The sequence below is a fragment of the Methanosarcina sp. genome, from assembly GCF_028693135.1.
Classification (GTDB): domain Archaea; phylum Halobacteriota; class Methanosarcinia; order Methanosarcinales; family Methanosarcinaceae; genus Methanosarcina.
This window is the reverse complement of the sequence record NZ_JAQUVZ010000001.1, coordinates 119,180-145,539: the sequence shown is the minus strand read 5'-3', so window position 1 is coordinate 145,539 and position 26,360 is coordinate 119,180. Positions and strand designations below refer to the sequence as shown.

The following is a 26,360-nucleotide window of genomic DNA, read 5'->3' as shown; positions in this document are numbered from 1 at the left end:
ATTTGGCATTTAAAATCGTTTCTTACCTTCCTTTATACCGTTGCCTTCCCGTGATATAAGCTGTCCTTTTCTTCAATTAACGGAATTATGATTGGGGAAGCAGTTAGGGAGTGAAAATCTTGAGGGTAATTGTTGATATAGGGCATCCAGCCCACGTTCATTTTTTTAAAAACACTATCTGGAATCTTGAAAAAAAAGGACACCAGGTTATGGTTGTCTCAAGGGATAAAGACGTTGTAATAGAGTTATTAGATGCCTATAAAATCCCACATACCGTTTTAAGTCAGGTCAAACAGGGCAAAATTCACCTGTTTGAAGAGCTGTTCATAAGAGAGTCTAAACTTTATAATCTCGCCCGCCAGTTTAATCCAGACCTCATTATGGGCATTCTTTCTCCTGCTGTTGCCCATGTTGCGTGGGCACTGGGGAAACAATCCATAATTTTTAATGACACTGAACATGCAGAAATAGCTCAGAAAATGACCTATCCTTTCTGTGATATAATCTGCACGCCCACATCCTTTAAAAAAGACGCAGGAAAAAAGCAGATCAAGTACAGCGGCTATCATGAATTGGCATATCTTCATCCAGCTTATTTTTCCCCGAATCCTGAGGTTTTACGGGAACTTGGCGTGGAGGTAGGCGAACCGTTCGTAATCCTGCGCTTTATTTCATGGGGCGCACACCATGATGTGGGACAGCATGGAATCGATAATAAGCTAGCACTTATTAAAGAGCTCGAAAAATTCGGGAAGGTCTTCATTTCTTCAGAAGGAAATCTGGCAGAAGAATTTGACCGGTACAGAATCCGGGTGCCTTCCGAAAAAATCCATGACCTTCTTTATTATGCCACACTATGTGTGGGCGAGGGAGCTACCATGGCTGTTGAAAGCGCAATTCTCGGAACTCCTGCTATCTATGTTTCCTCCCTTGCGGGAACGATGGGAAACTTTTCGGAACTCGAAGAGAAATACGGTTTGCTCTTCAATTACACCGATTCTGAAGCTGCCCTGACAAAGGCTGTGGAACTTCTCAAGGACCCTGAACTTAAGAAGACCTGGGCTAACAAGAGAGCTGCCCTACTCAGGGATAAAATTAACGTAACCGAATTCATGGTAGGGCTCATAGAGGGCATTCCTAAAAAAAAGGGTAGTTTTTCCGTATCTGCGGTTTCGGATGAGAGCTATGCATGATTTACTGAAGCAAAACGCAAAAATCTGGGATATTTTTTCCCGAAAAGAAGAGTATTTAGCCGAAAAGCTAGATAAACACGGGCGTTTTCTTTTCTCTGAGAAAGGACTCAGAAACGCCTCTGAGCCTGAGGTCTCCAGATACCTGGTAGAACACGGGCTGGAAGTTGAATTTCCGGAAAACAAAACCTTTGCTGTGTGTTTGACTCATGATATGGATGATATTTATCCTCCCCTTTCCCACAGCCTTTTTTCCTCCGCTCATTGCCTGAAAGATCTGGATTTCCGGGGTTTAGCTGCTCAGTTTCTCTGGAAATCACGAGGGCCTGAGCACTCGCCTTACCTTAACTTTTCCGAAATCATGGATCTTGAGGAAGGGTTTGGAGCAAAGTCCTCTTTTTATTTCCTTGCTAGCAGAGAAGACCCCAAAAGATTCAGATATGATATAGAGGATGTAGAAAGCTCTCTGGGGGAAGTTCCCGATAGAGGGTGGGAAGCTGGCCTTCATGGGGGATATTATTCATACGATGACCCTGAAGCGCTGACACGTGAGAAAAAAAGGCTGGAAGCTGTTCTGGGCAAAAAAGTCATAGGTTTTCGTAATCATTATCTCAGGTTCAAAACTCCGGAATCCTGGGAACTGCTTGCAGATGCCGGTTTCAGCTATGATTCCACTTTCGGGTACAGTGAATCAGTTGGTTTCAGGAACGGTATGTGTCATCCTTTCAGGCCATATAATCTGAACGAAGACCGGGAGATCGGCATTCTGGAAATCCCGCTTACTGTAATGGATGTAGCTCTTTTCAAAACTTCCAGGTCTTTTGAGGAAGCCTGGAGATGCACAAAGGATCTGATAGATACAACAGCAAGGTTCAATGGGGTCATTACCTTGCTGTGGCATAACTTCGTTTTCGGGTGCAGTTTTAGAAAAGACTGGATTAAACTCTATGAAAAGGCTCTGCAGTATTGCTCTGAAAAAGGGGCATGGATGACAAGTGGAGAAGAGATTTACAGGTGGTGGGATAATAAATTCTGATTCGAATGGTAAGTACCTGTTAATAACACCTGCAAGGAATGAAGAGGCAAATCTTCCTGATGTATCTGGTTCTGTAACAGGGCAGAAGGTAACACCTGCACTATGGCTCATAGTGGACGATGGGAGTACGGATGAAACTCCCCTCATTCTCGAAGGGCTGAAGGCACAATACTCCTGGATTCAGAGCATAAGGCTTCCTCCAAGGCCAAGGGATATAACCTTTCACTATAGCTACGTCTGCAAACAGGGATTTGATCATGCACTGGGTTACTGTAAGGAAAATGGTATTGAGTATGAATACATAGGTCTTCTTGATGCTGATACCATCCTAGAGGAAAACTATTTTGGAAAGCTAATGAATGAATTTGAAAAAGATTCCTCTCTTGGGATTGCAAGCGGAGGAGTTTACTATGACGTTGGTGATAAATTATCACGAGAAGTCACAGATAAAAATCTGCCCCGTGGCACAGGAAGGCTCTGGAGAAAATCCTGTTTCCTCGAGACTGAGGGTTATTCGGTAGAACCCTCCCCGGATTCTATTTCCAATATTAAGGCCCTTCTTCGGGGCTGGAAGCTCAAGCAGTACGCAGATGTAGTTGAAATCCAGACACGAAAGACTAGTGCAGGGGAGGGGCTCTGGAAAGGATATGTAAAAAACGGCTGGATGGCTTATTATATGGATAAAAATCTGCCTGTAGTTCTGTTAAATACGCTTTATCGTTCTTTGAAGTCTCCCTATTACACAGGAATTGCATACCTCTATGGATATCTCAATTCAACCATTAAGAGGGAGAAAAAGATCCCGGATATGGAAATAAGGGCTTACTACAGAAGTTTAAAACTCGGAATGCTGTTATCCAGAGTCTCAGGATATTTAAGCCGTAACTCTACAGATGCCTCGCAGGAGGAGCGACAAACACTTTAAATTCTTTTAAAAGTGTTCCTTATTGAAGGTGATAATATGAAGATGCTCTTTCTGGACATAGTGTGGCCCCTTTACCTGGCTGATGGTTCGCTTATCCACAGGCATGAGCTTGTAAATAACCTGGCAAAGCTGGACAATGAAATTCATATCTTCACTACTGAAAGCTCTAATCTCTCGCATCCGGATAATATCCGCTGCCATTATATACGCTCTGGAAGCCTTCTTTCCCTCACAATCAATTATTTCCGGAGCTCTGGAGGGCTGGTCGGTTCCGAAACCTTTGATGTACTGTATACCAGAAATCCAAATTTCGGCTTTCTTGCCGGGCTCTTTTGCAAAAGCAGGTGCAAAAATCTTGTGTATGAATTAAATGGAATCCCAGAGGACGAAAATAACCTTATTAGAAACAGGTGCAATGAAGAAAAAGCCTTAAGAGAGGGAAAAATGGTAAATTTATCCAGGTTTTTTTCTTCTGCAAAAGCAAAGTTAAAGATTCTGGTTCTAAAAAAAGCTCTTGGGTTTTCAGATAAGGTAATCGCAGTAACTCCAGGAATAAAAGCGAACCTTGAGAGTTCTTACAATATTCCAGGAGAAAAAATAACTGTAGTATCCAACGGAGCAAATACTTCCCTGTTCAAACCTCTTGAGCAGGATGCCTGCAGGAAAGAGCTTGGTCTGGAACTGGAAACCCCTTATATTTGTTTTGTGGGAAACCTTGCTCCCTGGCAGGGAGTAGAATATCTGGTTAAGGCAGCTCCTTCTATACTTTCCAGATTTCCTGAGTGTCGTTTTCTTATTGTCGGGGAGGGGGTTATGAAAAATGAGCTTCTCAAATTCTCAAGAGAACTCGGGGTTGCAGATAGGTTTGTTTTCACAGGCGTGGTTCCCTACGACCGCGTACCTGTGTACATCAATGCAAGTGATATCTGTGCCGCTCCCTTTATCCTGGCCAGAAACGCAAAAATAGGGCTCTCCCCTTTGAAACTATACGAGTATATGGCTTGCGGAAAGCCTGTCGTTGCAAGTGCGATTAGCGGGGTTGTCGATGTACTTGAAGCGTCGGGAGGGGGAATTCCCGTTCCTCCAGAAAACCCGGAAGCTCTGGCAGAAGCGATCTCAAAGCTGCTTGAAAATCAGGAATTGAAGATGAAACTGGGCTCAAAAGGTTTAAGTCATGTTACTGAAAATTACAGCTGGTACAGTGTTGCGAAACAGGTAGACGGAGTCTGCAAATCAGGACTTAAAGGCTGAAAGCCTGGAATCCGTCTTCCTACTATTGAGATTTACTGAGAATTATTATAATTTATCTAAAATAAGAATTATTGTCTTTACATGGGGCTTAAAATGGATGAAATTGAAGTCAGAGAATTAATGCCGTCTGAATACAAAGAATGGGATCTGCTTGTCGAAAAAGCTCAACCTGGTACGCTCTTTCACACAAGTGACTGGTTGGGAATCTGCAGGGATGTCCTTTCAAGAAACTTAAAGATTTATGGTTGTTTCAGAAATGGTGAGCTTGTGGGTGGATGCCCCCTTTTCATTAAGAACATTAAAGGTATGCTGAAAATAGGGACTTCAACCTGTAATATGACTGATTATTGCGGGCCCCTTGTAAAAGAGGGAGCCAGCTCTAAAGCTAGCAAACGCATTCAGGAAACTCACGAAATTCTTGATGCTCTTATTGAATTCCTTTGCAAGCAGGGATTCGATAGCCTTCATCTCACGCTTTCCCCTGGATTTGAGGATGTAAGGCCTTTTACCTGGAAAGGATGGGATTCCAGTGTGCGCTATACGCATCATTTGAACCTTAAAGAAAACGTAGATGGCAATATCTCAAGGAAAATCCGGAGGGAACTTAAAAGTGCAGACGAGGCAGGACTCAAAACGAGAATCTCAAATGACCCTGAAACCTATTACAGCTTGCTTTCCCTGGTCTATGAGAAACAGCACCTTGAACCTCCTCTGCCAAGGGAATTTTTTGAAAGGGTATTCAAATTGATCCAGGAGAAAGACATTGGGTACATGTTTGTCTCAGAAACCCCTGAAGGAGAAGCCGTTGCAGCTCATCTGAACCTTTATGGTAAGAAATGCACGGTTACCTGGACCTCAGCTCTGAATCCTGAATTTGGTCGAATGGGTCCCAATGCACTTCTGTATTACAATGAGTTTCTTGACCTGAAGTCCAGAAATTTTGAATATATGAACGTAATGGCAGCAAATATTCCAAGATTTACGGATTTCATCATGGGGTTTTCCCCGGAACTTGTCCCTTACTATACAGTAACCCTGCGCAGCAAAAAGTATTCCCTTATGAGAACTTTATACCAAATTACGCATGAAGATACTGAATAATGGAAGAAACAGGAATACTTTCTTACTGAAAGGAATAATTTCTTACTGAAAGGAATAATTTCTTCCCGAAAACCGGGGTCAGTTAAAAAAGCCGAAATCGGGATCTTTTCCCGAAATCGGAATTTAATTACTTTTTTACAGAAATCTCTACCCCCTGTTCTTGCAGGCTTATGAAAATTATTCTTTTCTCTAAAGTTCTGGTAGAGGCTTTTAAGGCGGTTAACTTCTACTGGATTTTGTTTTCCGATAAGCAGGTTCACTTCTTCCTTTCAGTTCCTATTTCTTACTTTTACCATAAAAGTTGAGAACATTTTTTTGAACATCGGATCTTCATGAAGGGTTATTGCATAATAGATAACCGTCATGACCACGGCTGCAAATATTATTATGTAAAAGTTTGTAGAAATTAATTTTATCAGAATTAATGGGATAGAAACGACGAAACCTATTATTGTATATTTTATAAGAATTTCTATGCTGTTTCTCTTGCTAATTCCAGCAAGACCCAGTAGGTATGCATTGTTCCAGAGCCAGAACACAATTCCTGTAAAGCTATACAGGGCAAGAGCAAACTCCGGGCTTCCATAAGTTCCCCCGATGACCAGGGCTACTACTCTTGAGCCCAGTAAAGTTATACTGAAGATAAGCCAGACGGTCTGTTTCTCAAATACATTATATAGGGTTGAGATAGGCGAAGAAAGAAAGACTAAGAACATCCATGGCACAAGGATTTTTACATATGTACCTGAAATGTGCCAGCCTTCCCCGAAAGCAAATGTGAAGATTTGCTCTCCGATAAGTATCAGGAGTATCATAGGGAAGATTCCTATTGAGATGAGTTTTTTATAAACTTCCTCAACTATGACCTTCAGGTCTCCTGTTCCATTCCCATTCTTAACCTCACTTACTTTTTGGAAAAAGACCTGTCCTATAGCGCTGCCAATGATTCCCATAGGCATGTTTACAACCTGATTTGCAAGTGAAAAATATCCTACAACTGATGTACTGTAAAAGTATGCAAGTAAAAAAGCAGGGACCTGTGGAGAAATAGTGTTTGCGATCGCCGACCAGGAACTGAATAATGGGAATTTTTTGTACTGAATGGCCATTTCTTTCATTCTTTTTATTGATATTTTTTTGAAAACTTGAATATCTTTTTTTATGCCCCTGAGCATTACAATGTCTGCAAATATATATCCTGCAATGAATCCTCCTACCAGGCCGAATGGGGTAACACTCCATTTCGCAAGTCCTATTTGAAATGCCTTTGATGTTAAGGTGTTTGAGACTCTGGACCCTGCAATTACCCCAAAACGGGTTTTTCTTGAAAGCCAGTAATTTTGCACAAAAAACATACCGTTAAGGAATATTATTAGTGGAATGAGGGGCAAATACCTTGAAATCCCTGGAGTATTGAAAATATGATCAACATTATCTGGAAGAAGCAAAATCAATACGCCTGTTATTAAAGATGTAAAAGTTACCAGTACAGCACACACGGCGGTGATATTTGCAGCATCTTCCTCTGTCTTTGGTAGCATTATTGCAAATTGATACGAAAATGTAGAAACAATTACAAGTATGCCTGAGATTGACATAAAAAGCTGAAAAATCCCAAAATCATCTGGATTATAAATTCTTGTGATTATGGGTATGAGAAGTATACTCAGAACCTGTGCAGTAACACTTCCGGATATAAGCTTTAGTACGTTTGTGATAAAGTTTGACATGGGGGTTCCAACTATTAAATATATTAATCCAGTTTTTGCCGTAAATAGGGGCTTTCACTCAGGTGATTTATATAATAGTTTCCAATGAAGTTTTATTTTTTTGCTTCCTTTTTTTCTTTAAGGTAAGCAAATACTTCTGCATTGTCATATACCAGTGCATATTCCGGAGCCTCGAAGCTGTTGAAGAACTCTGCTGGCAATGGCTGGATTATGCTTACCCCGAATCTGTTCGGGTCATTTATGGATATTGGTTCCCCCAGGGTTGATTTTCTCAACAATACCATACCATCGCCACTTATTTCTCTCGTTTCGATCTGGTTTGTATTGAAGTATGTTGCGTTACTTGTATCATATCCCTGATCCCTGTAAAAAAGACAGCTGTCGTAGGGAGAATCCATCAGAATGTTTCCTGAGTGCACTGTAGATAATGTTTCCACAGCCTGGATTTCAATGTTCTTGAACTGGTTTCTTACGGTTGTCTCTTTTCCTACAAGTGGATTGTCTTTATTAATACCCGGTGTGGTAACCATTACAAATGAGAAGAATAACATTATGATAAAAATTGTAGAAATTTTTGCCTTTTTAGAGTTAAACAGGCTTGTTAACTTCAATATGTATGAGGCAGCTACCAGTACCAGAAACACTGCTATTAGCGGGAACCACCTGCTTGTAAGGAAATTTCTCATGCCCATTAAAGGAATTCCATAAGCAAAACTATACAGAATTACAACTACCAGAGCAATTGAGAACTTATCTATTTTTTTGGCGTCCCTGCGGGAAAACCATGCAAGAACTCCTCCTATTGCGAAGAACGGCAGGGCAAGGTAGCTTATGTGAAGAAGCAGTACTTCCAGTGAGTCCTGATTGGCTGTAGCCCCCGCGATAAGCTCTTCACTTGAGTAGCTGGATCCAATCTGAAGTACTTCCATAAGAGGTTTGACGATCATCTCAAAAAAGGAGGTCTCTGGAGTGACATATGTAAACATCCAGTAGGTTTGCAGGCAAATCACAAAAAAGAGGATATAATTAAAACCGGCTGCTGCAGAGGGTAAACTCTCATACAGGAAGTTGTGCAGGTATTTCCCTACTAAAATTGAAACTAAAGCAAGAAAAACCACAAAAGTAGTTAACTGGTGGGTCAGCACCATCAGAACCGTAGTCATGAGAACAAGTCCTGTCATCACCAGGCTCGGCTTTTCGCTAAATATTACATAGAGGATAATTATAAAATAGCAAAGAACCAGGGACCCCGGGGTTATATTTGTAATCCCGCTGACAATATTGTGATTATTCAAATTTATCAATAAAGCTGCAAGCAAGCCCATCTGAGGGCCTTCGAGTTTTTTTCCTATAAGGTAAATCCCTGCAGTGATGAAAATATTGGCAAATCCTATAGAATAAAAAATTCCGTCTTTGACATCCAGTCCACCCATAAGCTGGGTTATCGAGATGAAAATGTGAGCAAGAGGATAATATAAATATTTACTGCTAATATCTATCGGAGGAATGACCCCCGTCTCAGTAATCATTTTTGCCATGCCTGCATGAAAGTAAGCGTCATAGCCCATGAGGCTTGGGAAATTATAATAGATTCCGGCTCTTATAAGGATTGAAAGAAGGAATATCTGCAGTAGTATTGAGGTTACCCTGTCTCCTTCTCTTACATACAGGATTTCCGAAGCAATGATCCCTGCGAGTATGCATATCAGTATAAAATAAGATATCGGCCTGTAATACATGTTCATGCTATATATGAGCACACTTATCAGGAATACAAAATAAAAGGAAAGGTTGAGTACATTCTTTAACCTGTCTTTTTCTGAGGAAATGGGCGCTTCACTTTTAAATTTTTTTCTAAATATGTAATAGATTGAGCAAGCAGAAAGCACAGTAATTCCTATGTCCGCCTGTTTTAAATTGATCAGGTAATACAAAGAAACAATAAACACACCTAAATTGAATCCCATAACACTGAGAATCATGTCAAGATTTCTAGTAAATCTCTCTTTATGCCCTTTTACAGATTCCATATGACCCCTACATAATAACTTTCTTTAGTATTATATAGTTTCCCAACAAAGTCTTTTTCTTTTATAAGTCCAAACTGTTCTTTTATCAGGCTGTTATTTTTTACCTTTTTTTTTAAAGCCTTACTAGCTGTTTTTCTCTCCTAACTCCTTTCTTTTTTTAATTTCTCTCTTTTACCTTTTCTTAAATCCCAGCATTGTCCTTAACTGCCGGATTCTTTTTTTCACCAGTTGCAGATCTAGGCTTCTGAGTCAACGATCGCTTTTAACTTCAGGACCGCAGGATTAGACTTCTCTATATTATCTCGATTTGTCTAATCTCCTGCAAAAAAGGCAGGATTATTTGACACAGATTCTCAAAAAATCAATTCCTGTAAAGAAAGACCTCGAGTTCGTACTGCTTTTTCAGATCGGTTTCAATTCGTTTTTTTCCATATTGTTCCTTGTATGAAAGCCTTCCAGAATACAGGTAAGTTAAATCTCAAACTCTTTTTTCCCCAATTGACGGCATATGTCTTCCTCATTATGTCGTCTCCCTCTAAGTTACTAAATATTATTAGAATATAAGTTTTAGCCTTACCTCAATATTTTTTGTCAGTATACTCTGACTACGTGAATATATTGAACTTAGCTGTCTTATTTTTTGCGCGATGTTGCCCATTTTTATATTTTACTTAAAATCCCTCTTAAATAAAAAACCCAATGAACTTCTTTATGCTCTTTTAGATCATGGCTATACAGGTGTGCTTTTTTACCACTTAATTTTATGTTCCTGCAGATCTCTTCTTTCCTTATTGCCGGAAGCATAAATAAGCTCTATGTGGATGTATTATTTTCCTTAATGGCTACTGCTTAAATTTAAGGGGCTTTTCCAACGTTTATTTTGCTCCATATTTTCTTCCGGCAATAACCATATCATTTTTCACAATGTACTATTGTCTTTTATGGTATTTTTTTTCTTATCTACTCGCGCAGGTCGGTTAAATTCTTCCATTTATCGGTCCCTGAGAGTTATGCTATGAAATGTAAATGGGTAAGGGTATACAACAAGGTTTATTATCTTGAATTTTAACTAATTTTTATATAGTTTTTTTCCAGGCCGTGGTGCCTTCATACTAATTATCTCTTGAGTAGCATATGCAAATTTTTGAAAAACTGAACGGGGTTTTCATTTGCTGTTTGAGTGTAAACTTATATTTCTAATCCCACAGGATAATGTATATCATCGAGTATAACACACAAAGCTTATTGATTCTGTTTTTTTTCTATACTCCAAATTTATATTTTGTGTTTCTTAATTTTTGATATTTTTCTTTTTTCTGACAACATTACGCCGCTACAATGCTTTTTGTGGAAATCTACTGTATTAGTTATTAAAAGTTGTCAAACCTGGGGTATATACCAGTAACTCTCTTTTCAACAAAGGAATTGTTACTTTAAGTTATTAATATTTTAACAGATTATTTTCAGTCAGATGTTAACTTTATATATATTTCCATCCAATTATCTTTTGAATGATATCCTTTAATATTTTTGCATTTATACATATACCGGGGGTTATAGTATAACACATATTCATAGGGGGTGGAGAGGGTTTGTATTCAGCCCTTACACTTTGTTTTAATTCTCTAATTTCCGACCCAATCAGTATGGTTTCATCGCCGTCTCAACTTTCCGATAGGTCACCCAGGCATGAGTTTACTGTCTTGATTCCAGCTCAAAACGAGGAGGCCTCCATAGGCAGCAAGGTTCTGCTTGCGGCAAGCTATGCAGACCGAGTACTTGTGCTTGACAAAGGTTCTACTGACCGAACTATGGAAGTGGCAGCTCTGGGGGGGGCAAGAGTCGTTCCCCTGGCTGGAGGAGAGGAAGCATTGCTCAAAGTCCTTTACAGGGCGTCCCTTGATTCAGAGCTTGTGGTTCTTATCTATCCTGATTGCATGCAGGATATAGATCTGCTGTCTCATGTTCTCGAGCCGCTCAGGCAGGGCTTTGACCTGTCGGTAGGTTCCTGGCCCTGCCGGGTTTCCTGCGAACAGGAGACAGTCATGCTTCTGAACGGGAAAAACACCTTCAAAGAAAAAATAGGCTTTCTTTCCGTGACCTCAAGATCGCTTCAGAATATTAGCTCAGGCAAAGAGCATATGTCTTTGAAATCCCTGCTTTCTGCTGCGAAAACCCAAAAACTTAAGGTTAACTACCTGAGCTTTGATGTTGATCCTGCATTTCGGAAGCTTGAGAGCACCCGTATAGGAGTTGTAGTACCTGCTTATAATGAAGAACTGCTTATAGGCGAAACCCTGAGAGGGATTCCAGAGTATGTGGATCGGATCTATGTTATCGATGACTGTAGTACTGACCGGACTGGAGAAATTATAAAAAAGTTCGGAGATCCTAGAATCGTTTATCTGCGCCACGAAGTAAACAAAGGCGTCGGGGCAGGGATAATTAACGGGTACAAGCTTGCTCTAAAAGATGAAATGGATATTGTAGCAGTTATGGCCGGGGATAACCAGATGGACCCTGCCCAACTTCCGAGATTGATCTTTCCGATTATCGAGGGATGGGCTGACTATACAAAGGGTAACCGGCTTCTCTCCGACAATTTCATGACAGGGATGAGCAAGTGGAGGGCTTTTGGAAACCTTTTGCTGAGTTTTCTTACTAAAATCGGGAGTGGATACTGGCAGATCATGGACCCCCAGAACGGATATACAGCCATTTCCAGGCAGGCCCTTGAAGTTATTGATCTGGACTCCGTTTATCCTTATTACGGCTACTGTAATGACCTGCTGATCAAGCTTAACGCCTTTGGTATGAGGGTCATGGACGTAGTAATCCCTGCCCGTTACGGCAGAGAGAAGTCATCCATAAGGTACAGCAAGTATATCCGTAAGATTTCACCCATGCTTTTCAGGGGTTTCCTCTGGAGGCTAAGGATCAAATATACAGTTCTGGATTTCCATCCTCTGGTTCTGTTCTATTTCCTTGGGATGCTTTCCCTACCTGTGAGTGTTATCTTTGGTCTCTGGGGACTTTTCCAGATCCTGCTTCAAAACCCGCTACCATCCTATTACCCACTGCTTTGTTTCCTCGTACTGGGGGCTGGACTTCAGATGCTCCTTTTCGGAATGCTCTTTGATATGCAGGTTGAAAAGAAAAAGAATGAAAAAGTAGGACTTGCTCGTTGAGGTCCTAAAATTTTTCTTCATGATTTTTCTTGGAATGTATGTCCCTTACAAAAATAATAAGAGCCCACTTGTTTAACTCTTGGGGCGCAGAGGCACAGCATGAAGTTCCCTTCCTCGGAGGACAACATTCCTACAGGTAGGGTATTTCGCTTCGGGCTCTTTTTATCGGACTTTTTTATCAAGATTTCCTGGTAAAAGCTGTTTTTATCCAGTCTATTTTATCCAGCTTCCGGCAAAAATGCCAATTATTCCTATCCATAATTTCTGTAATTAAAGTCTGGGACAATTCAGGTTTGAATGAGCTTTCAAGCATTTTTTATACGTATTCAACGCTGTGTCATTTTTAACAACTATTCAATGCCTGTTTTATAAATCGAATCTTTCGGGAAACTCCATCCAGGCAGAGGCCATAAAAAAGTTTGAGGATACCCCCACGTCTGGCCTTCGAGGATCGGAAAAAAGAGCCTGAAGCAAGGGTAAATACTCTGGTATCTCTTCGTTTTTGATGCCCGTAAATACAGGCAAGAACAAGAAGGCAGCTGAACAACAGTGTATGACCTATTATATGCCTGTTTGCAAAGGTCGATGCGAATATTACTTCTCTTATTTTTTATCTATTATAAGCTGCGATGATAGCTTTGCTGATTTTCTGATTGTATTACTTGCCTGTGTATTCTATAGTAAGTTTTGGTCTCTGGTCTTTGTTTTGCCATTCCGAACTGTAGAATGCAATATAGTTACTGTCTTCCACTCTGGCTTTTATAAGGAATCCGGTATTTTCATACTTCCCGCTGGTATATTCCTGAACGAGCTCTGTTACGTCTATCTCATAATACCTGTTTTCCGGAAGGTCACTGCCCTTGATGGTCATTGTCGCATATGGGGTGCTGCCCTGAGAAACACCATTTTTATCGTACCAGTCGCCCCCTGGATTCTGCCAGAGGGTTTCTGTTTCTTTTACTTCCCAGGTAACATGTTCGTCACACCATTTTTCCGGCCTGTATACTTCCAGAATAGTGTCTTTAGGCCTGGTTTCTTCCGGGTAATACCAGAATAAAGAAAGGGTTGCCCTCTCAATACTGTCTGTTTCATCCATCTGGTTCAGGTCAAACAATATGACTTCCCTGTATTTTCCACCCTCTTGTCTTTCTCCCACATCCATATATTCGGTTTCTCTATATGCAATGTTAGGAGATTCTTCTTTCAATCTGTTGTCTGAGACAACCGAAGGTAAGGCGATTTTAAGATTTTCGTCATTTAATATACCCGAAGTAAAACTCAAATAGATATTTTTCACAAATCTTACCATTTTTGAGATCGCTTTTTTAATCTTTGATTCAAGACCTTCTTCCTGTCCCATATCGATGTCTTGCTCATCGATCTCATAAGGCATTCCTTGTGGGCCTACTTCTAGAGCATCTGCACATGGTAGGTTTTTCACTGAAGATCCGTTTTTGTCCAGCTGTTCGATAAGTGCAGGATCAGCCTCTGTATCCGATGTAGAGCTGGCATTCATGTAGTTTCCACCAGCATTGTTTAAGAGACAGTTTTTTTGAAGGACGAACGAATGGGTGTTTTTCAATTTATTATAAAAAGCATAACCTTCTCCGGCTGCAGGACTATATTGGGTATTAATTATTATATTATTTCGTGCAATGGTTGTATAGCCTGACCCTGAAGATGAAAACTCGTTTGTTACCTCTTTATGGGCAATTGCTGCTCCGTAGCATCCGTCGAATAAGTTGTTTTCTATCAGGGTATCATAAAATCCGTTGAGGACGATACCTCCTGCCCAGTCGGCACCGGGATTAATACCAGTTTTGTAAAATTTATTATTGTGAATGTATACATTTTTTGCAGAGTCTTTTGAATATGCGGACCCATAACCTGTAATCCAGATTCCTGCGGTATTTGTTTCATATAGCAGGTTGTTGTAGATTTCGATATCATTCATTACTGTTGACGAACCTGCCTTCTGGATTTCAATTCCAGCTCCACCTTCTCCCTCGGAACTGATTATGTTGTTATAGAATTTGATCTGATTCCCATTATATACTCTGAGGCCGCTGTTTGTTCTGCACGTTATTTTGTTGTTCCATGCTTCTACATTTGAAGAATATATAATATAAAGAGCGTCATGCCCTAGTTTATATATTGTGTTGTTGTAAAACTGAACATTGGAACCGTCCACTACTTTCAGCCCATCTCCGTGGCTGTCATGCATATACATGTCATAAACCTGAATATTTTTGTAGTTGAGGATATGGATCAGGTTGTAGTACCCTTTTCCTCTGCCTTTTTCTTTATTTCCATCATGGTTCCCGTCAATTTCAAAACCTTTTATGATAATATTCTGAATTCCCGAGCGGTCTATCTGGGTAATCAGGGGTTTCTCTTCTGGCCAGTCTGCTTTATCTTTAAGTTTTATCACAGCTGTAGAATCCCCTTCCAGAACGGTATCGCTTCCGATGAAAATACTGTCCGAGATAACGTATGTATTAGGGCCTTTCAAATGAACAGTCGTAAGCTCCGGATGTTCTGCAACATATGCGAGAGCTTTATTAATCTCTACCTGGTCATCGGTTCCATCACAGTTGAAATCTCCACTCCCGTCAGTATTTACATAAACCGTCGTTTCGGACGGGGCATTTGAGAGGGCAATAGTTGCACTTGAGACCAGAATAATAAGAATTAAGATCAGGATTCCCTTTTTCTTTTTATTTCCCTGTCTATATATCCATTGATTTTCGTTCATTTTGTACCCCCAATACATCTAATCATAACTCTCTAAGCTTAAAAAAAGTTATCTGTCGATGTTTGCAAAAAATTTTGCAGGGAAGATTTGAATCATTCTCATAGCATGGTGCCTAAAGAGCTTTATTCTTTAATCAAGTACCTTTTTATCTCTCCCAAATTATTGGAGTTTAATGTCTGGAAACAGTAAATCTTTGATGTTAGTAGAAAAACCTTTCTTGAGCCTCGTCTTATGTTTTCACTGCAGAAAGTTCAAATTCCAGAGCACTTTATTTTAGTTTTAATTATTTAGTGTGACTTGCCAGGATTTAATTGTCAGGTGTGATAAATATCTATAATTATAAGCTTTCAAAAAAAAGTTTCAGTTAGGTTTGCATGGATCTGGAGCAGATTTAACTGCATAACTTAAAAGCAAATACTTGAAATTTCAAGTTAAAATCTCCTTCCTGGGGCCGGATAAATTAACATTTTTTAATTGGGAACACACCTGAAGAAAGCATTAAATCTTAATTTTAAAGTAGAATAGGAGGAAGGCCCTCAGGAGTATCCTGAAAATCCTCCACTCAGGTGAAAATATCTGGTTCCACCAGGCCACATATCCGGGCATTACCCCTGACTTTGATGCTTCTTCAGTATTTCCATATCTTCCGATATTGATCCTTTTCCCATTATCTTCGGGCTCATTTGAGTAGTCCGAGGAGGAATAACCTGCATCAATACACGGAGAGCTTTTAATGTCCTTTACCCATGTTTCCCCATTCCATCTGCCGCCTGATGATCTAAGATGATAATCATTTTCTTTCTTATTTGCGAAAAGAGGGTTTGCATAAATATCGCTCGTTGATGCGGCGTTTCTATAGTTTCCTGCCACGTTATTGTAAAAACAGTTGTTTTCCAGTACAAGGCTATGGGTTTCGGGGAGGTAATTGACAACACCAAATCCTGTCCCGATTGACTTGCTCTTGCGCCGTTCCGTATTTGTAATGATGTTATTACGGACAATAGTTGTGTACCCCGTACCTTTAGGTGTGATGTCTATGGAGCGGTCTGTCGGGTACATCAGGACGACAGCAGCATGATACGTGCCGTCAAACACGTTATTCTCAATCAGGGTATTGTTAAACCCACTGGTTACAATACCTCCTACCCAGTCAATACTTGGGTTCGTGCCTGTTTTATAAAATGTATTGTGATAAATATGAACATTCTGCGCTTCTTTCAGAGGGTAGGTGCCATAGCCCAACAGCCAGATGCCAGGTCCGTAAGTCTTGTGGATGGTATTGTTATATACTTCTATATCATCCATGACGGCTGCAGATTTCTGGATCTGAATACCCGGACCGCCTGCGCTCCAGTGATAAAAGGAATCAATAGTATTGTCATGGAATTTTACATGATTCGAATCCCATACTCTAAGCCCGCTGTTAGTCCTGCAAGTTATCGTATTATTCCAGGCTTCCAGATATTGAGACTGGATCCCGTAAAGGCCATCGTGACCGAGCTTATATACTATATTGTCGTAAAACTGAATATTGGAACTGTTTTCAACCTTCAATCCGTCTCCATGACTGTCATGCATATACATATCATGAACCTGAATGTTCGTTGAGTTAACGAAATGGATCAGATTGTAGTATCCGGCGCCTTTCTTTTTTTCTGCATTGCCGTCATGATTTCCGTCTATCTCAAAACCCTTTATAGTAATATTGCTGGTCCCTGCACTATCCATATGCGTTATCAGGGGCTTAACCACCGGCCAGTCTGCTTTGTCTTTAAGTTTTACCACAGCTGTAGGGTCACCTTCCAGAATGGTATCGGTTCCGATGAAAATACTGTCCGAGATAACGTATGTATTAGGGCCTTTCAAATGAACGGTTGTAAACTCCGGGTGTTCTGCGACGTATGCAAGGGCTTGATTGATCTCTATCTGGTCGTCGGTCCCATTACAGTTAAAGTTCCCTTTCCCATCTCCAGCCACATAAACCGTCATGCCTGACGGCGCGATAGAAAGGGTGGTTGTTACTATTACAATCAGGAAGATGAAGACTGTAATGTAAACTCCCTTTTTTTTTCTGTTCCCCCGTCTGTTTATAAGATCTTTTCCGTTCATTTTTTACCCCTGTACCTGAGATCTAAATCCTCCAAACTTGAAACAAATTTATCGCTGGAAGGTATAGTCACCGGAGTTTTTTAAAAAATCTGATATCCTCAGTGATCTCACAGGTTTAATCTTTGCCCCATTAAAAAATACTTTTTACATGCTTTCGGCTTTTCTTGAACGCATATAAGGTCCAACATCAGATACTAATCATTGATTGCGGCAGTGTACAAAAAGCTTATGTGCTTAAATATATTCAAATTGTATCGCGTGTAAATATTGAAGAAACAAAGTCTTCTGAATAATAATCTTTTTAGTTAGCCGAGCATATTTGAAAATAAATTCCGGTGCAGTTATCAGATTTATGTTTTTAACAGCAACATACAGTATTTTTGGAAATATATGCACTATTAAATTATTTATTTGCTCTAAAACCGGAGTTAATATGCTCGATATTATTTTATCTCGACTTCTGCATAAAATTATCTACTCTGAATTTTTTGGTGGTCCCTGATTAATTGGTTGGTATTATTCCAAAATGACCTCAAATGACATCTCAAGCTCTTTCTTTTTACCCATGGCCTCAAATGACATCTCACGTTCTTTCTTTTCACGCGCCGCTCTCCACTTGAACCCACCCGCGTACCGGAAATATACACGAACTCAGTAGCTGTGCTGGGGCTCGAATTTCAAAATATCAACCATGTAGCAGGGGACAACCAATTTTTTTGTGCTCCCTGTTTAAGTGGTTGGTATTAGTCCTAAATAGCTTTTAGTGGCATCTAGCGGTCTTTTTTCATTTGCAGTTCCCCACTTGAGCTTGCTGCCTACAGCAGATTAACACGAAAGCATTACCTATGCTGGGGTTTCTAATGCCAGAAAACTATGTAGTAAGGGGCAACCAATTCTTCATTATGATAAAAATAAGTTGGAAGAGCTCAAAGGTCGGAGGGTACGGAGGTCTTTTTATTATCTCCGCACTTCCAGACTCGCTGAGTTATTTTTCCTGGAATTTGAGCTGTTAAGCTACAGCTTTTTCTTCTATATTCAGAATTGGACGCTTGTTTTCATCTTCGATCTCGCTGCTGTAGAATGCTACATAATCCGCATTTTCGCTACGGGTTTTAATCAGGAAGCCTGTGTTTTCGTACTCGTCGCTGACGTACTCTTTTACGAGATCGGTTACGTTCAGCTCATAGTACCTGTTGTCCGGTATATCGGTTCCGTTCAGGGTTATCGTAGCGTACGGTGCGTCTCCCTGAGAGACATTATTCATGTCGAACCAGTCTCCTCCGGGTTGTGTCCAGAGCACACCATTATCCCTGCTGTTCCAGGTCACATTTTCCTGATTCCAGGTTTTTGCGGGCCTGTATATCTCCACAACCGCATCTTCTGGTCTTTCCCGTCCGTCAGGATAATACCAGTAGAGGGAAAGGGTTGCATTGCTAATATTTTCAGCATTGTTATACTCACTCAGGTCAAACAGGAGCAGATCTCTATACTTTCCTACTCCAGGCCTGCCTCCTATGTCAATATACACCTTATCCTGGTAGACTGTATCAGGAGATGCTTCCCTTAGGCGGTTGTCTATAACAATGCCTGTTGCATTTGATACTTTCTCAGCTTTGACTTCCTGTTCAGAAGCAGTTTCTGTTCCAGCAGAGGCAGTTTCTGTTACAGTATTGTCGTTAACTATAGTCCGGTCATTGGTCGTTGCAACTTCGGTTTCTTTTGTCTCTGTCCCAGCAGAGGCCGTCTCTGTTACAGTATTATCGTTAACTGTAGTCCGGTCATTGGTCATTGGAACTTCGGTTTCTCTTGTCTCTGTTCCAGCAGAGGCCGTCTCTGTTACAGTATTGTCGTTAACTGTAGTCTGGTCATTGGTCGTTGGAACTTCGGTTTCTTTTGTCTCTGTTCCAGCAGAGGCCGTCTCTGTTACAGTATTGTCGTTAACTGTAGTCTGGTCATTGGTCGTTGCAACTTCGGTTTCTTTTATCTCTGTTCCAGCAGTTAAAGAATTGCCAATAGAGCCATATCCATACCCTTTCGCTACCCAATTCTCAACACTGTGATCAGATGGTCCTAATATGTTTGTGCCTGAGCCTACCTCAATGTAAGGGGACACGTTCCACATAACGTTATCATAAACGTTAATTGATCCTTTTGCATTCCAATTTCCAACGCCTGCGCTGCTGCTTGATCCTTTGTAATCATGCATAATGTTGTGATGGACATTCACATTTGTCAGTGTATTTTCCAGTTCAACACAGCACCAGCCAGACCCGGCACTACCTGTGAAGGTATTATGGTCTACTTCAATATTTGCACAGTTGTCTACCCTGACCCCTGTGTTGGTCTGAACCTCAACATAGCAGTTATACATTCTGGAATCCCTGGTGCCGGACAAAAATGCCACGCCATCGTGTCCTGAGGACTTCATTCTGCAATTATATACCTCTATTCCAGAACTGTCACCGATTCTGACACCGTCACCATACAGATAGCGGGTGAATAAAATGTCATGTACTTTGCTATTAGTCGAAGACGTGAGTTTTATGCAGTTTCGATAGTCTCCATGTCCTCCGTCACTCGGTCCAGTTGCTTCACTTTTGAATTGAAGGTTAGATACTTCAACGTTAGAAACTTCTAACCCAAATACATATGCAGGTGACCCCTCGGAGTTACAAACTGAACTAGTAGCAAAGATTATTGTACTGTCGCCTGCACCTTTTAGTATTACATTAGATTTCAAAATTATAGGTGCATTTATCTTATAAGTTCCAGCACCAAGGAGAACATATCCCGGGTTACTTGATGTTGCACCTGATGCTGCAGAATTTATTGCATTATTAATTGCAGTCTGGGCATCTGATCCAGATGGAGCATTTACAGTTATTGTATTCTGTGCGCCTAACACAGCGGGTACGGTTGTTAAAATAAGGCATATTACTAGGAATAGGGTTCCTATCTGTCTTCTTAGCATCGTATCACCTTTGGGTTGGATTTGGAATTTGAGTAAATCCAAAAAATTTGTAGGGTTATAGTATATTTTTTCCCAAAGCACATACGGCCGTTAAACTAAGACACATTATCAGGAATAGGGGTCCGATCTGTCTTTTTAGCATCGTATCGCCTCTGATTGGATTTAGAATTTGAGTAAACTCAAAAAACCCAGGATAATCGTATACTTTTTCCCAGATATTTCTCAAAATTCCATATTACGTATTCGTAATTTTTTCCTAAACTATCTAATTAGACCGAGTTTATCTCAAACATCTAATTATGTCGGGTCTATACGGTAATTCAAAAATTTTAATTACGTCTTCGTAATATTTTTGAACCTTTTCAATTTGGTTCTCTGCGTTTTTGTGGGGCGGACACGGTGCAGAGGATTTTCCACTCTTCATTTTCACTGTATGAGTGGATGGTTTTTCTGAGGTTGTCGGACGTTAGAAGCTCTGGCTCTGAATTTTTATTCAAAATTTGTTATAACTACAGGTTATTTCTCCTTTCTGAAAAATATTTCCTGTTCTTATAAGCCATGGCTTTTAGCCCGGTCAACTCATCTGCGAAACTTTTGTTTACTTATGTAATACTGAGTTATCTTTGGAGGTTATGTAGTTCTATTATAAATTATTTTTGTTATTTTTTTTATATATTTTTATAATGTTTTCGGGACACTTTATATTCTTGTACGCATCTCTAGATGAATAAAAGCAGTTTTTATAGAACAAGTTACCTGAATTTTCAGGGTTGAACCTTTATGATTGATGATTGTGATAGTTCACTCATCCTGTTTTTCTATATCTATGAACTTTTGAGATTCGCATCAAGTTCTCTTTACAATCCATGGGATCTATTTATAAAAATCTTATATTGTTATCTTTTTGACTGAATTATTTGGCAGCAGTGTTTGGGATAAATTATTTGCAGTTTTCTTTTCTTTTTTCTCTGGCGAAATACGAGGTGATTCTAATGCTATTTTCTCATCCGGGCTGGATTTATGAAACGCCTGCATCCTGCCAGCCTCACACGCGGAAAGGTAACCATTATAACTTATTTTTGCTTTAACTAAATCTGCGGCGAAATAATATAGGCAATATTTTGGAATGATTAAATAACTTTCACTATCAAGCTGAATGATTTATCTTCAACTAAATTATTCTTTGCCTAAGTTATTTCGATACAAATACTAAGTGTTACTAAGGGTTTTTTATTGCCCTACAGGCCCGAAACCTGGAACGTATATTGCGGGCAATTAGTCTGATTTTTACTCTAAAAAACAGGTTTAAATGCGATCATTCTCATGGAATTATTCCTTATTCTTGGCCTCATAGCGGGAGCAGAATATTTTCTCCCGAATACCTTTTCCATAAAATCAGCTTTCTTGCTGCCAGCTTCTTTAAAACCAGTACTTTATACCGTTTTATTATAGCTCTGCATAAGTAAACTCTCTCTAAAAACCATCTTCCAAAAAAACGTCATTCTGTTTACTTATGGGAAATCCAAATTTCTTTTTTCCAGGAAAAAAATTTAATTAATAAAGTTATTTGCTTTATTTCGAGTCCCAACATTTCAGTGAGTGCTCAACTAGTTGATTTATGGGAATATATTTTATTTAATTCTATTTAATTCTATTTATCTGTATCCTCTTTGTAAAATTTATTTATCTTGTTTTCGCCGTTAAAGTCCCTTTTACTTAATTGAGTATTTTTTAACTCTTTTTTTCTTCTGGTGTATCAAAAAATCTTTTATACTCTTGGGGTGTTAGTTTATGTAGGGAGGCTTTCTAAGAGGGAGTAACATAGTTGCGAAATTTTCCTTCTTAATGAAACTTTCAGTCTAGTTTCACGATATTTGGAAATACATCTCGGAGTGAGGGGTTTAATGACCGGTAGTCTTTCAGTTACGGTAGATCTTGAAGATTGGTATCATATTCCTTCTGTCTGCAGTTCTCCATTTTCGGTTTACAGGAACGTAGATGAATTCTTCAAGAATTGGACCGGTAGGTATGATTTCTTGAGTGAGCCCACAAAAAGGGTTCTGGATCTTCTTGATGAATTCAACATAAATGCTACTTTCTTTGTCGTTGCAGACACCATTGAGCACTATCCCGGATTAGTAGAGTCAATTGCAGATAGGGGGCACGAGCTAGCCTGCCATGGGCTAAATCATGCCTGTAAAATCGACCCTGCTACAAAAAAACAGTTAATGAGTGTGGAGGATTTTGAGCAAAGAACTCTGGTTGCAAAGAAAATGCTTGAAAAAATCAGTGGAGAAAAGCTGGTTGGCTACAGGGCACCAAATGCCCTGGTAGGCGGGTGGATGGTTGATTCCCTCGAAAAGCTGGGATTTAAGTATGATTCATCTGTTTCAGTAAATTCCTTTTACAACAAAACTGATTCAGCTCTTAGTACGGTTTCGTCCTTCCCCTATTATCCTGTGAAGACTGATCTTGAAGCAGGCAGTGACCGGAACTTTATTGAGTTCCCATGGGCTTATTGTCAACATGGATTTAAATTTCCTGCATCAGGGGGTCCTATGCTTCGATTCCTTGGATCATCATTTATACTGGATGGGCTTATGCAGAGCCTTAAAAGAGGGCACACCATTTTTTATTTCCATCCACTGGATATCTCCTGTGCCAGATTCCCATCTCTTGGCAATAACAGGCCTTTTTACTGGTGCATAAAAGGGAGGCTTGTTGAACAGAGGGTTAGGCATATCCTTAGCAAACTGAGAGACGTTGATAAAACATGCTTGAGGGATTATTCAGGAGTATCATGTGTTTGAAAGGGAACTTCCTGATGCTCAGCAGAAAAGTCAGGCAGGATTTTGCTGTTTTCTGAATAGATCTTTCTGAATACATCATCATACAAAGGTACATAGCCAGGAAATCTAAAGGCGTCAGGATTCTTAAAGAAACTGAACTCCTGCCCTTTAAATATTATTTTCGGATGCCTGTTTTCTTTCTTCGAATATCTTTCAGCTTGCCGCAGGGTGCGCGAGGGCAACTTTTCCCACGTCATTTACAAAAAATTAATTCTATTGGGCAACAATTCAACCCCCTTCCCATAGATGTTTTTTCAATTTCCACGCATTCGTTTTTTCTTATAATTTCTTTGGGAATTCAAATGTGTATTTTTGAAATGTCCCACACTTTTCGACCTCTTGTCTCCATTGAAAACTTCCAACTTTCATTTCTGAAGATTCAGTTGAGACAATAATTGCATATTTTGGAGTAATTCCCAAAAAAACGATGGTGTGAAAATGGTTCTTTCCTGGAGAACACCTGCGGAAAGTTATACTCAAAGCATTTTTATATAAATATGAGGAATATATATATCTACTAAATTAATGTGTAACAAAAATAACTAATTTCCCACTATGTAGGATCTAACACATAATCTCTATAACAAGACGCCATAAAATGGTTTTTATTATGGGGACGGTGGAAACCATATAAATACCACTCGGTGGACTAATTCAATATGTGATGACGTTAAAAATGAACTAAACAGGGTTGGAACTTGATTCATTTTTATGATATTTGCATAACATCCATAACAATCGCCTGACATTTCTAATCTCTTATATGCTTCGGTCAAAAATAATGGTAATATGTTCAAATATATATATTATATGTCAAAGTTCTATGTCAAAGTTCGAAAGCCTTTAATTCCTGGGGATTTTTACTTTATGTTAACTACTCCAAGCTAAAAGCATAGAGTTTTCGCTTCAAATTCTTTGCTTAATTGCTAACAGGGCAGAACACTATAGGCGGGTTGATAACAGCCTTTACTACCTAACCGGTGCTTTTCCTCCCAGAAAAGGGCCTGAGATGGCAGATAATGGGAAAATGAGGTCTGATTTAATGATCACGGATCGCAAAACGAATGCTGGTGCAGTTAATGGAATTCCTCTCCAATCTAAAGCAAAGGGGTTTCCGTCCTTACAATCTGTGAACATCAATTCTCTTGAAAACCAGAATCTCAACTTGTGTATCAGGCACAACAATTAATTATTTGTTGAGCAATTGGGTACACGGAATTTAAAAAGGAGAAACAGGGATACGAAATTTTTATATAAAATGAACTTTTTAGAACGGAAGTTTACCTGCCGCAAGCTGCCTGTTAAAGCAGACTCTATGGGAGTAGAGGCACTGTTTCAGGAAAGTTCTTATATAAAGGTGCGGAAACTGGACTCTGTAACTTTCCGGAAGGATGGGGGACATATTGTCTAAACTCAACAATAATATCTTAAATTTGATATCAGTGTTTTCTCTGTTACTACTTGTTTACAATCTCTTTGTTCTCAGGGAAATCCAGCCTGAAGGATACGTAGTTAATATCTATGAACAGCTTCCTTTCCATTTTTATCTGATCTTGCTCTTATGTTACCTTTCTTCCTGCTTTCTGCTTCTTGCATATAAAAGGATTAATGCAGTCTTCACACTGATACTTGTTCATATTATTGTATTGATAATCCCGTATATGCTTGGTTATGCTTCAGTGGGCAGAGGAGATGAATTTTCATACCTGGTTCTTGCAGGAAATGCAGGGATTTTCGGTTCTCCAGGTTTTTCTGTCCTTTCAGATCTCTCTCCGACCGGCCCTCTACTGGTCTCAGCTCTGGCTCTGGTCTCAGGAATGAAGACACAGGCACTATCTTACTTTTTACCGGTTTTCTTTTCGATTATATTTATTACCGGCATGTTTCTGTTCTACCGGGGCTTTATGAACCGGGAAAAGCTGGTCTCGATAACTTTTCTCTCTTCGGTTATTCCATATTTCGGGCATTTCCAGGTATCAACGGTTCCCTACTACCTCACTTTCTGCCTTGTTCCTATCTATCTCCTTTTGCTGTGGAATACAATCTCTGATAAAAACAAGAAGATGATGGTTGTTTGTCTGCTCTTTATGGTACCTTTGCTTCCGTTAGCTCATCCTTTTATCTTCACGTATCTGGTATGTTTCGCTCTGTTGCTCACTTTTGCAGGTAAAGCCATGCAGTCAGGGCTCCTTAGAAAAATTGTCAGTTTTAAAGACCTTACTCAAGACTCCCTTTCCATCTCTTCGGGAAGAATAGTTCCTCTATTTATCTTCCTGTCATTTACTTCGGGCAGCTTCTTGCTCTGCGCAAAGTACGCTTCAGGTTTTTTTGATATTTTTCTCCCGGTGCTTGCCTGGCGTATTGAGACTCTTACATCTGAGGGTTTTGCCACAATTCCAAGCATGGAACCCGGAATTTTCGAGTTCATGCACCTTTTCAACCTCTATTACGGCAAGTACTATATTCCGTTAATTTTTGTTGTTATCAATACAGTAATAGTATGGCAGAATCGCAAACGTTTCTGTCACCACTTTGTCCGCAGGTACCCCCGCTTTTTATTCCTGTACATAGCCTCGTTCTTCCTGGAACTGGGCTTTCTCTTAAACCCCTTCATCCCTTACCCACCGGATAGATTTGCAAACTTAAGTTTCATCATCTTTGCCCAGATTCCGCTTCTGGGGTACTCTCTCTATATTGTTCTTCTCAGGAAGGGATATACAACTGGTCTTGGCGCTACAATCCTGGTTCTGGGTCTTCTCTGGACTTTAGGGTTTTTCAGTTGTTTTAGTTCCCCGTATGCCGGTGGAATCTCGGAAGCTATCGCACAAAATGAGGTTGAAGGAATACAGTGGCTAGTAGGAGCTAAAGCATCAGACCCTTATGTTATGTCTTCTGGAGAAAAAGTGGGTTATACCTATTCAGGAAACTCTGCCGACAGTCCAGGACAATATGATGCATTTCCTGAGAGATCTACCATATCCAGGTCAGCCCCTGCAAACCGTCCTGAGGATGTAACTTTTTTGAATAATTATGGCACGAACGGACCCTTTTACCTTGTAGTAACAACTTTCTCAGAGGTGAACCTGGAAAAATCAGGACCCGATATGGGATATTCTTCAGCCGGAAACAGCTCTGAAACTCAGGACAATAAGCCTCTGTACAAGATTTATGACTCTCTTAACATAAAAATCTACAGGCATACTCCTTGAGTCTGCTTTTTTTATT

At 39.9% G+C, this 26,360-nt stretch carries 15 protein-coding genes; 9 read left to right on the top strand and 6 right to left on the bottom strand.

The window, feature by feature from the left end:
• Nucleotides 1–119 precede the first annotated feature (119 nt).
• The 5 genes from PHF18_RS00530 to PHF18_RS00510 all read left to right on the top strand — a co-directional run bounded on the left by PHF18_RS00530 (nucleotide 120) and on the right by PHF18_RS00510 (nucleotide 5,503).
• Nucleotides 120–1,193: a DUF354 domain-containing protein gene (locus PHF18_RS00530; protein ID WP_300097093.1), complete on the top strand. Its 1,074-nt coding sequence runs from the start codon at nucleotides 120–122 to the stop codon at nucleotides 1,191–1,193.
• Complete coding sequence (locus tag PHF18_RS00525) at nucleotides 1,177–2,226, top strand: polysaccharide deacetylase family protein (RefSeq protein WP_300097091.1); 1,050 nt, start codon at nucleotides 1,177–1,179, stop codon at nucleotides 2,224–2,226. Before PHF18_RS00530 ends, PHF18_RS00525 begins: the two co-directional genes overlap by 17 nt.
• On the top strand, nucleotides 2,186–3,151 hold the full coding sequence (locus PHF18_RS00520) for a glycosyltransferase family 2 protein (protein WP_300097089.1): 966 nt from the start codon (nucleotides 2,186–2,188) through the stop codon (nucleotides 3,149–3,151). Before PHF18_RS00525 ends, PHF18_RS00520 begins: the two co-directional genes overlap by 41 nt.
• Before the next feature lie 36 nt (nucleotides 3,152–3,187).
• Nucleotides 3,188–4,402 carry a glycosyltransferase family 4 protein gene (locus PHF18_RS00515; RefSeq protein WP_300097088.1) on the top strand — a complete coding sequence of 405 codons (1,215 nt, stop codon included), beginning with the start codon at nucleotides 3,188–3,190 and terminating at the stop codon, nucleotides 4,400–4,402.
• A 93-nt stretch (nucleotides 4,403–4,495) separates the two neighbouring features.
• Nucleotides 4,496–5,503 (top strand): GNAT family N-acetyltransferase, encoded by a 1,008-nt coding sequence (locus PHF18_RS00510; protein ID WP_300097086.1) that lies wholly within the window; start codon nucleotides 4,496–4,498, stop codon nucleotides 5,501–5,503.
• A 269-nt stretch (nucleotides 5,504–5,772) separates the two neighbouring features.
• On the opposite strand, the gene PHF18_RS00505 is transcribed toward PHF18_RS00510, so the two are convergent.
• The 3 genes from PHF18_RS00505 to PHF18_RS00495 all read right to left on the bottom strand — a co-directional run bounded on the left by PHF18_RS00505 (nucleotide 5,773) and on the right by PHF18_RS00495 (nucleotide 10,067).
• Nucleotides 5,773–7,233 (bottom strand): lipopolysaccharide biosynthesis protein, encoded by a 1,461-nt coding sequence (locus PHF18_RS00505; protein WP_300097084.1) that lies wholly within the window; start codon nucleotides 7,231–7,233, stop codon nucleotides 5,773–5,775.
• A 92-nt stretch (nucleotides 7,234–7,325) separates the two neighbouring features.
• On the bottom strand, nucleotides 7,326–9,263 hold the full coding sequence (locus PHF18_RS00500) for a hypothetical protein (protein WP_300097082.1): 1,938 nt from the start codon (nucleotides 9,261–9,263) through the stop codon (nucleotides 7,326–7,328).
• 660 nt (nucleotides 9,264–9,923) lie between these two features.
• A complete protein-coding gene (locus tag PHF18_RS00495) occupies nucleotides 9,924–10,067 on the bottom strand; it encodes a hypothetical protein (protein WP_300097080.1) in 144 nt (47 codons plus the stop codon).
• Between the two features lie 842 nt (nucleotides 10,068–10,909).
• Here PHF18_RS00495 and PHF18_RS00490 point away from each other — a divergent pair.
• Nucleotides 10,910–12,451, top strand: coding sequence for a glycosyltransferase (locus tag PHF18_RS00490; RefSeq protein WP_300097078.1), 1,542 nt, complete (start codon nucleotides 10,910–10,912; stop codon nucleotides 12,449–12,451).
• Between the two features lie 658 nt (nucleotides 12,452–13,109).
• Here PHF18_RS00490 and PHF18_RS00485 read toward each other — a convergent pair.
• The 3 genes from PHF18_RS00485 to PHF18_RS00475 all read right to left on the bottom strand — a co-directional run bounded on the left by PHF18_RS00485 (nucleotide 13,110) and on the right by PHF18_RS00475 (nucleotide 20,055).
• On the bottom strand, nucleotides 13,110–15,206 hold the full coding sequence (locus PHF18_RS00485) for a disaggregatase related repeat-containing protein (protein ID WP_300097076.1): 2,097 nt from the start codon (nucleotides 15,204–15,206) through the stop codon (nucleotides 13,110–13,112).
• Between the two features lie 498 nt (nucleotides 15,207–15,704).
• Nucleotides 15,705–17,315, bottom strand: a complete 1,611-nt coding sequence (locus PHF18_RS00480) for a right-handed parallel beta-helix repeat-containing protein (RefSeq protein ID WP_300097074.1) — start codon at nucleotides 17,313–17,315, stop codon at nucleotides 15,705–15,707.
• A gap of 1,009 nt (nucleotides 17,316–18,324) precedes the next feature.
• The gene (locus tag PHF18_RS00475) at nucleotides 18,325–20,055 is read right to left on the bottom strand and encodes a disaggregatase related repeat-containing protein (RefSeq protein ID WP_300097072.1); all 1,731 of its coding nucleotides are present in this window, start codon (nucleotides 20,053–20,055) and stop codon (nucleotides 18,325–18,327) included.
• A 2,135-nt stretch (nucleotides 20,056–22,190) separates the two neighbouring features.
• On the opposite strand from PHF18_RS00475, the gene PHF18_RS00470 reads away from it, so the two are divergent.
• From PHF18_RS00470 to PHF18_RS00460, 3 genes are all read left to right on the top strand, one after another.
• Nucleotides 22,191–23,096: a polysaccharide deacetylase family protein gene (locus PHF18_RS00470; protein WP_300097070.1), complete on the top strand. Its 906-nt coding sequence runs from the start codon at nucleotides 22,191–22,193 to the stop codon at nucleotides 23,094–23,096.
• Nucleotides 23,097–24,393: 1,297 nt separating this feature from the next.
• Complete coding sequence (locus PHF18_RS00465) at nucleotides 24,394–24,546, top strand: hypothetical protein (RefSeq protein ID WP_300097068.1); 153 nt, start codon at nucleotides 24,394–24,396, stop codon at nucleotides 24,544–24,546.
• Nucleotides 24,539–26,344: a hypothetical protein gene (locus tag PHF18_RS00460; RefSeq protein WP_300097066.1), complete on the top strand. Its 1,806-nt coding sequence runs from the start codon at nucleotides 24,539–24,541 to the stop codon at nucleotides 26,342–26,344. Before PHF18_RS00465 ends, PHF18_RS00460 begins: the two co-directional genes overlap by 8 nt.
• Nucleotides 26,345–26,360: the final 16 nt, after the last annotated feature.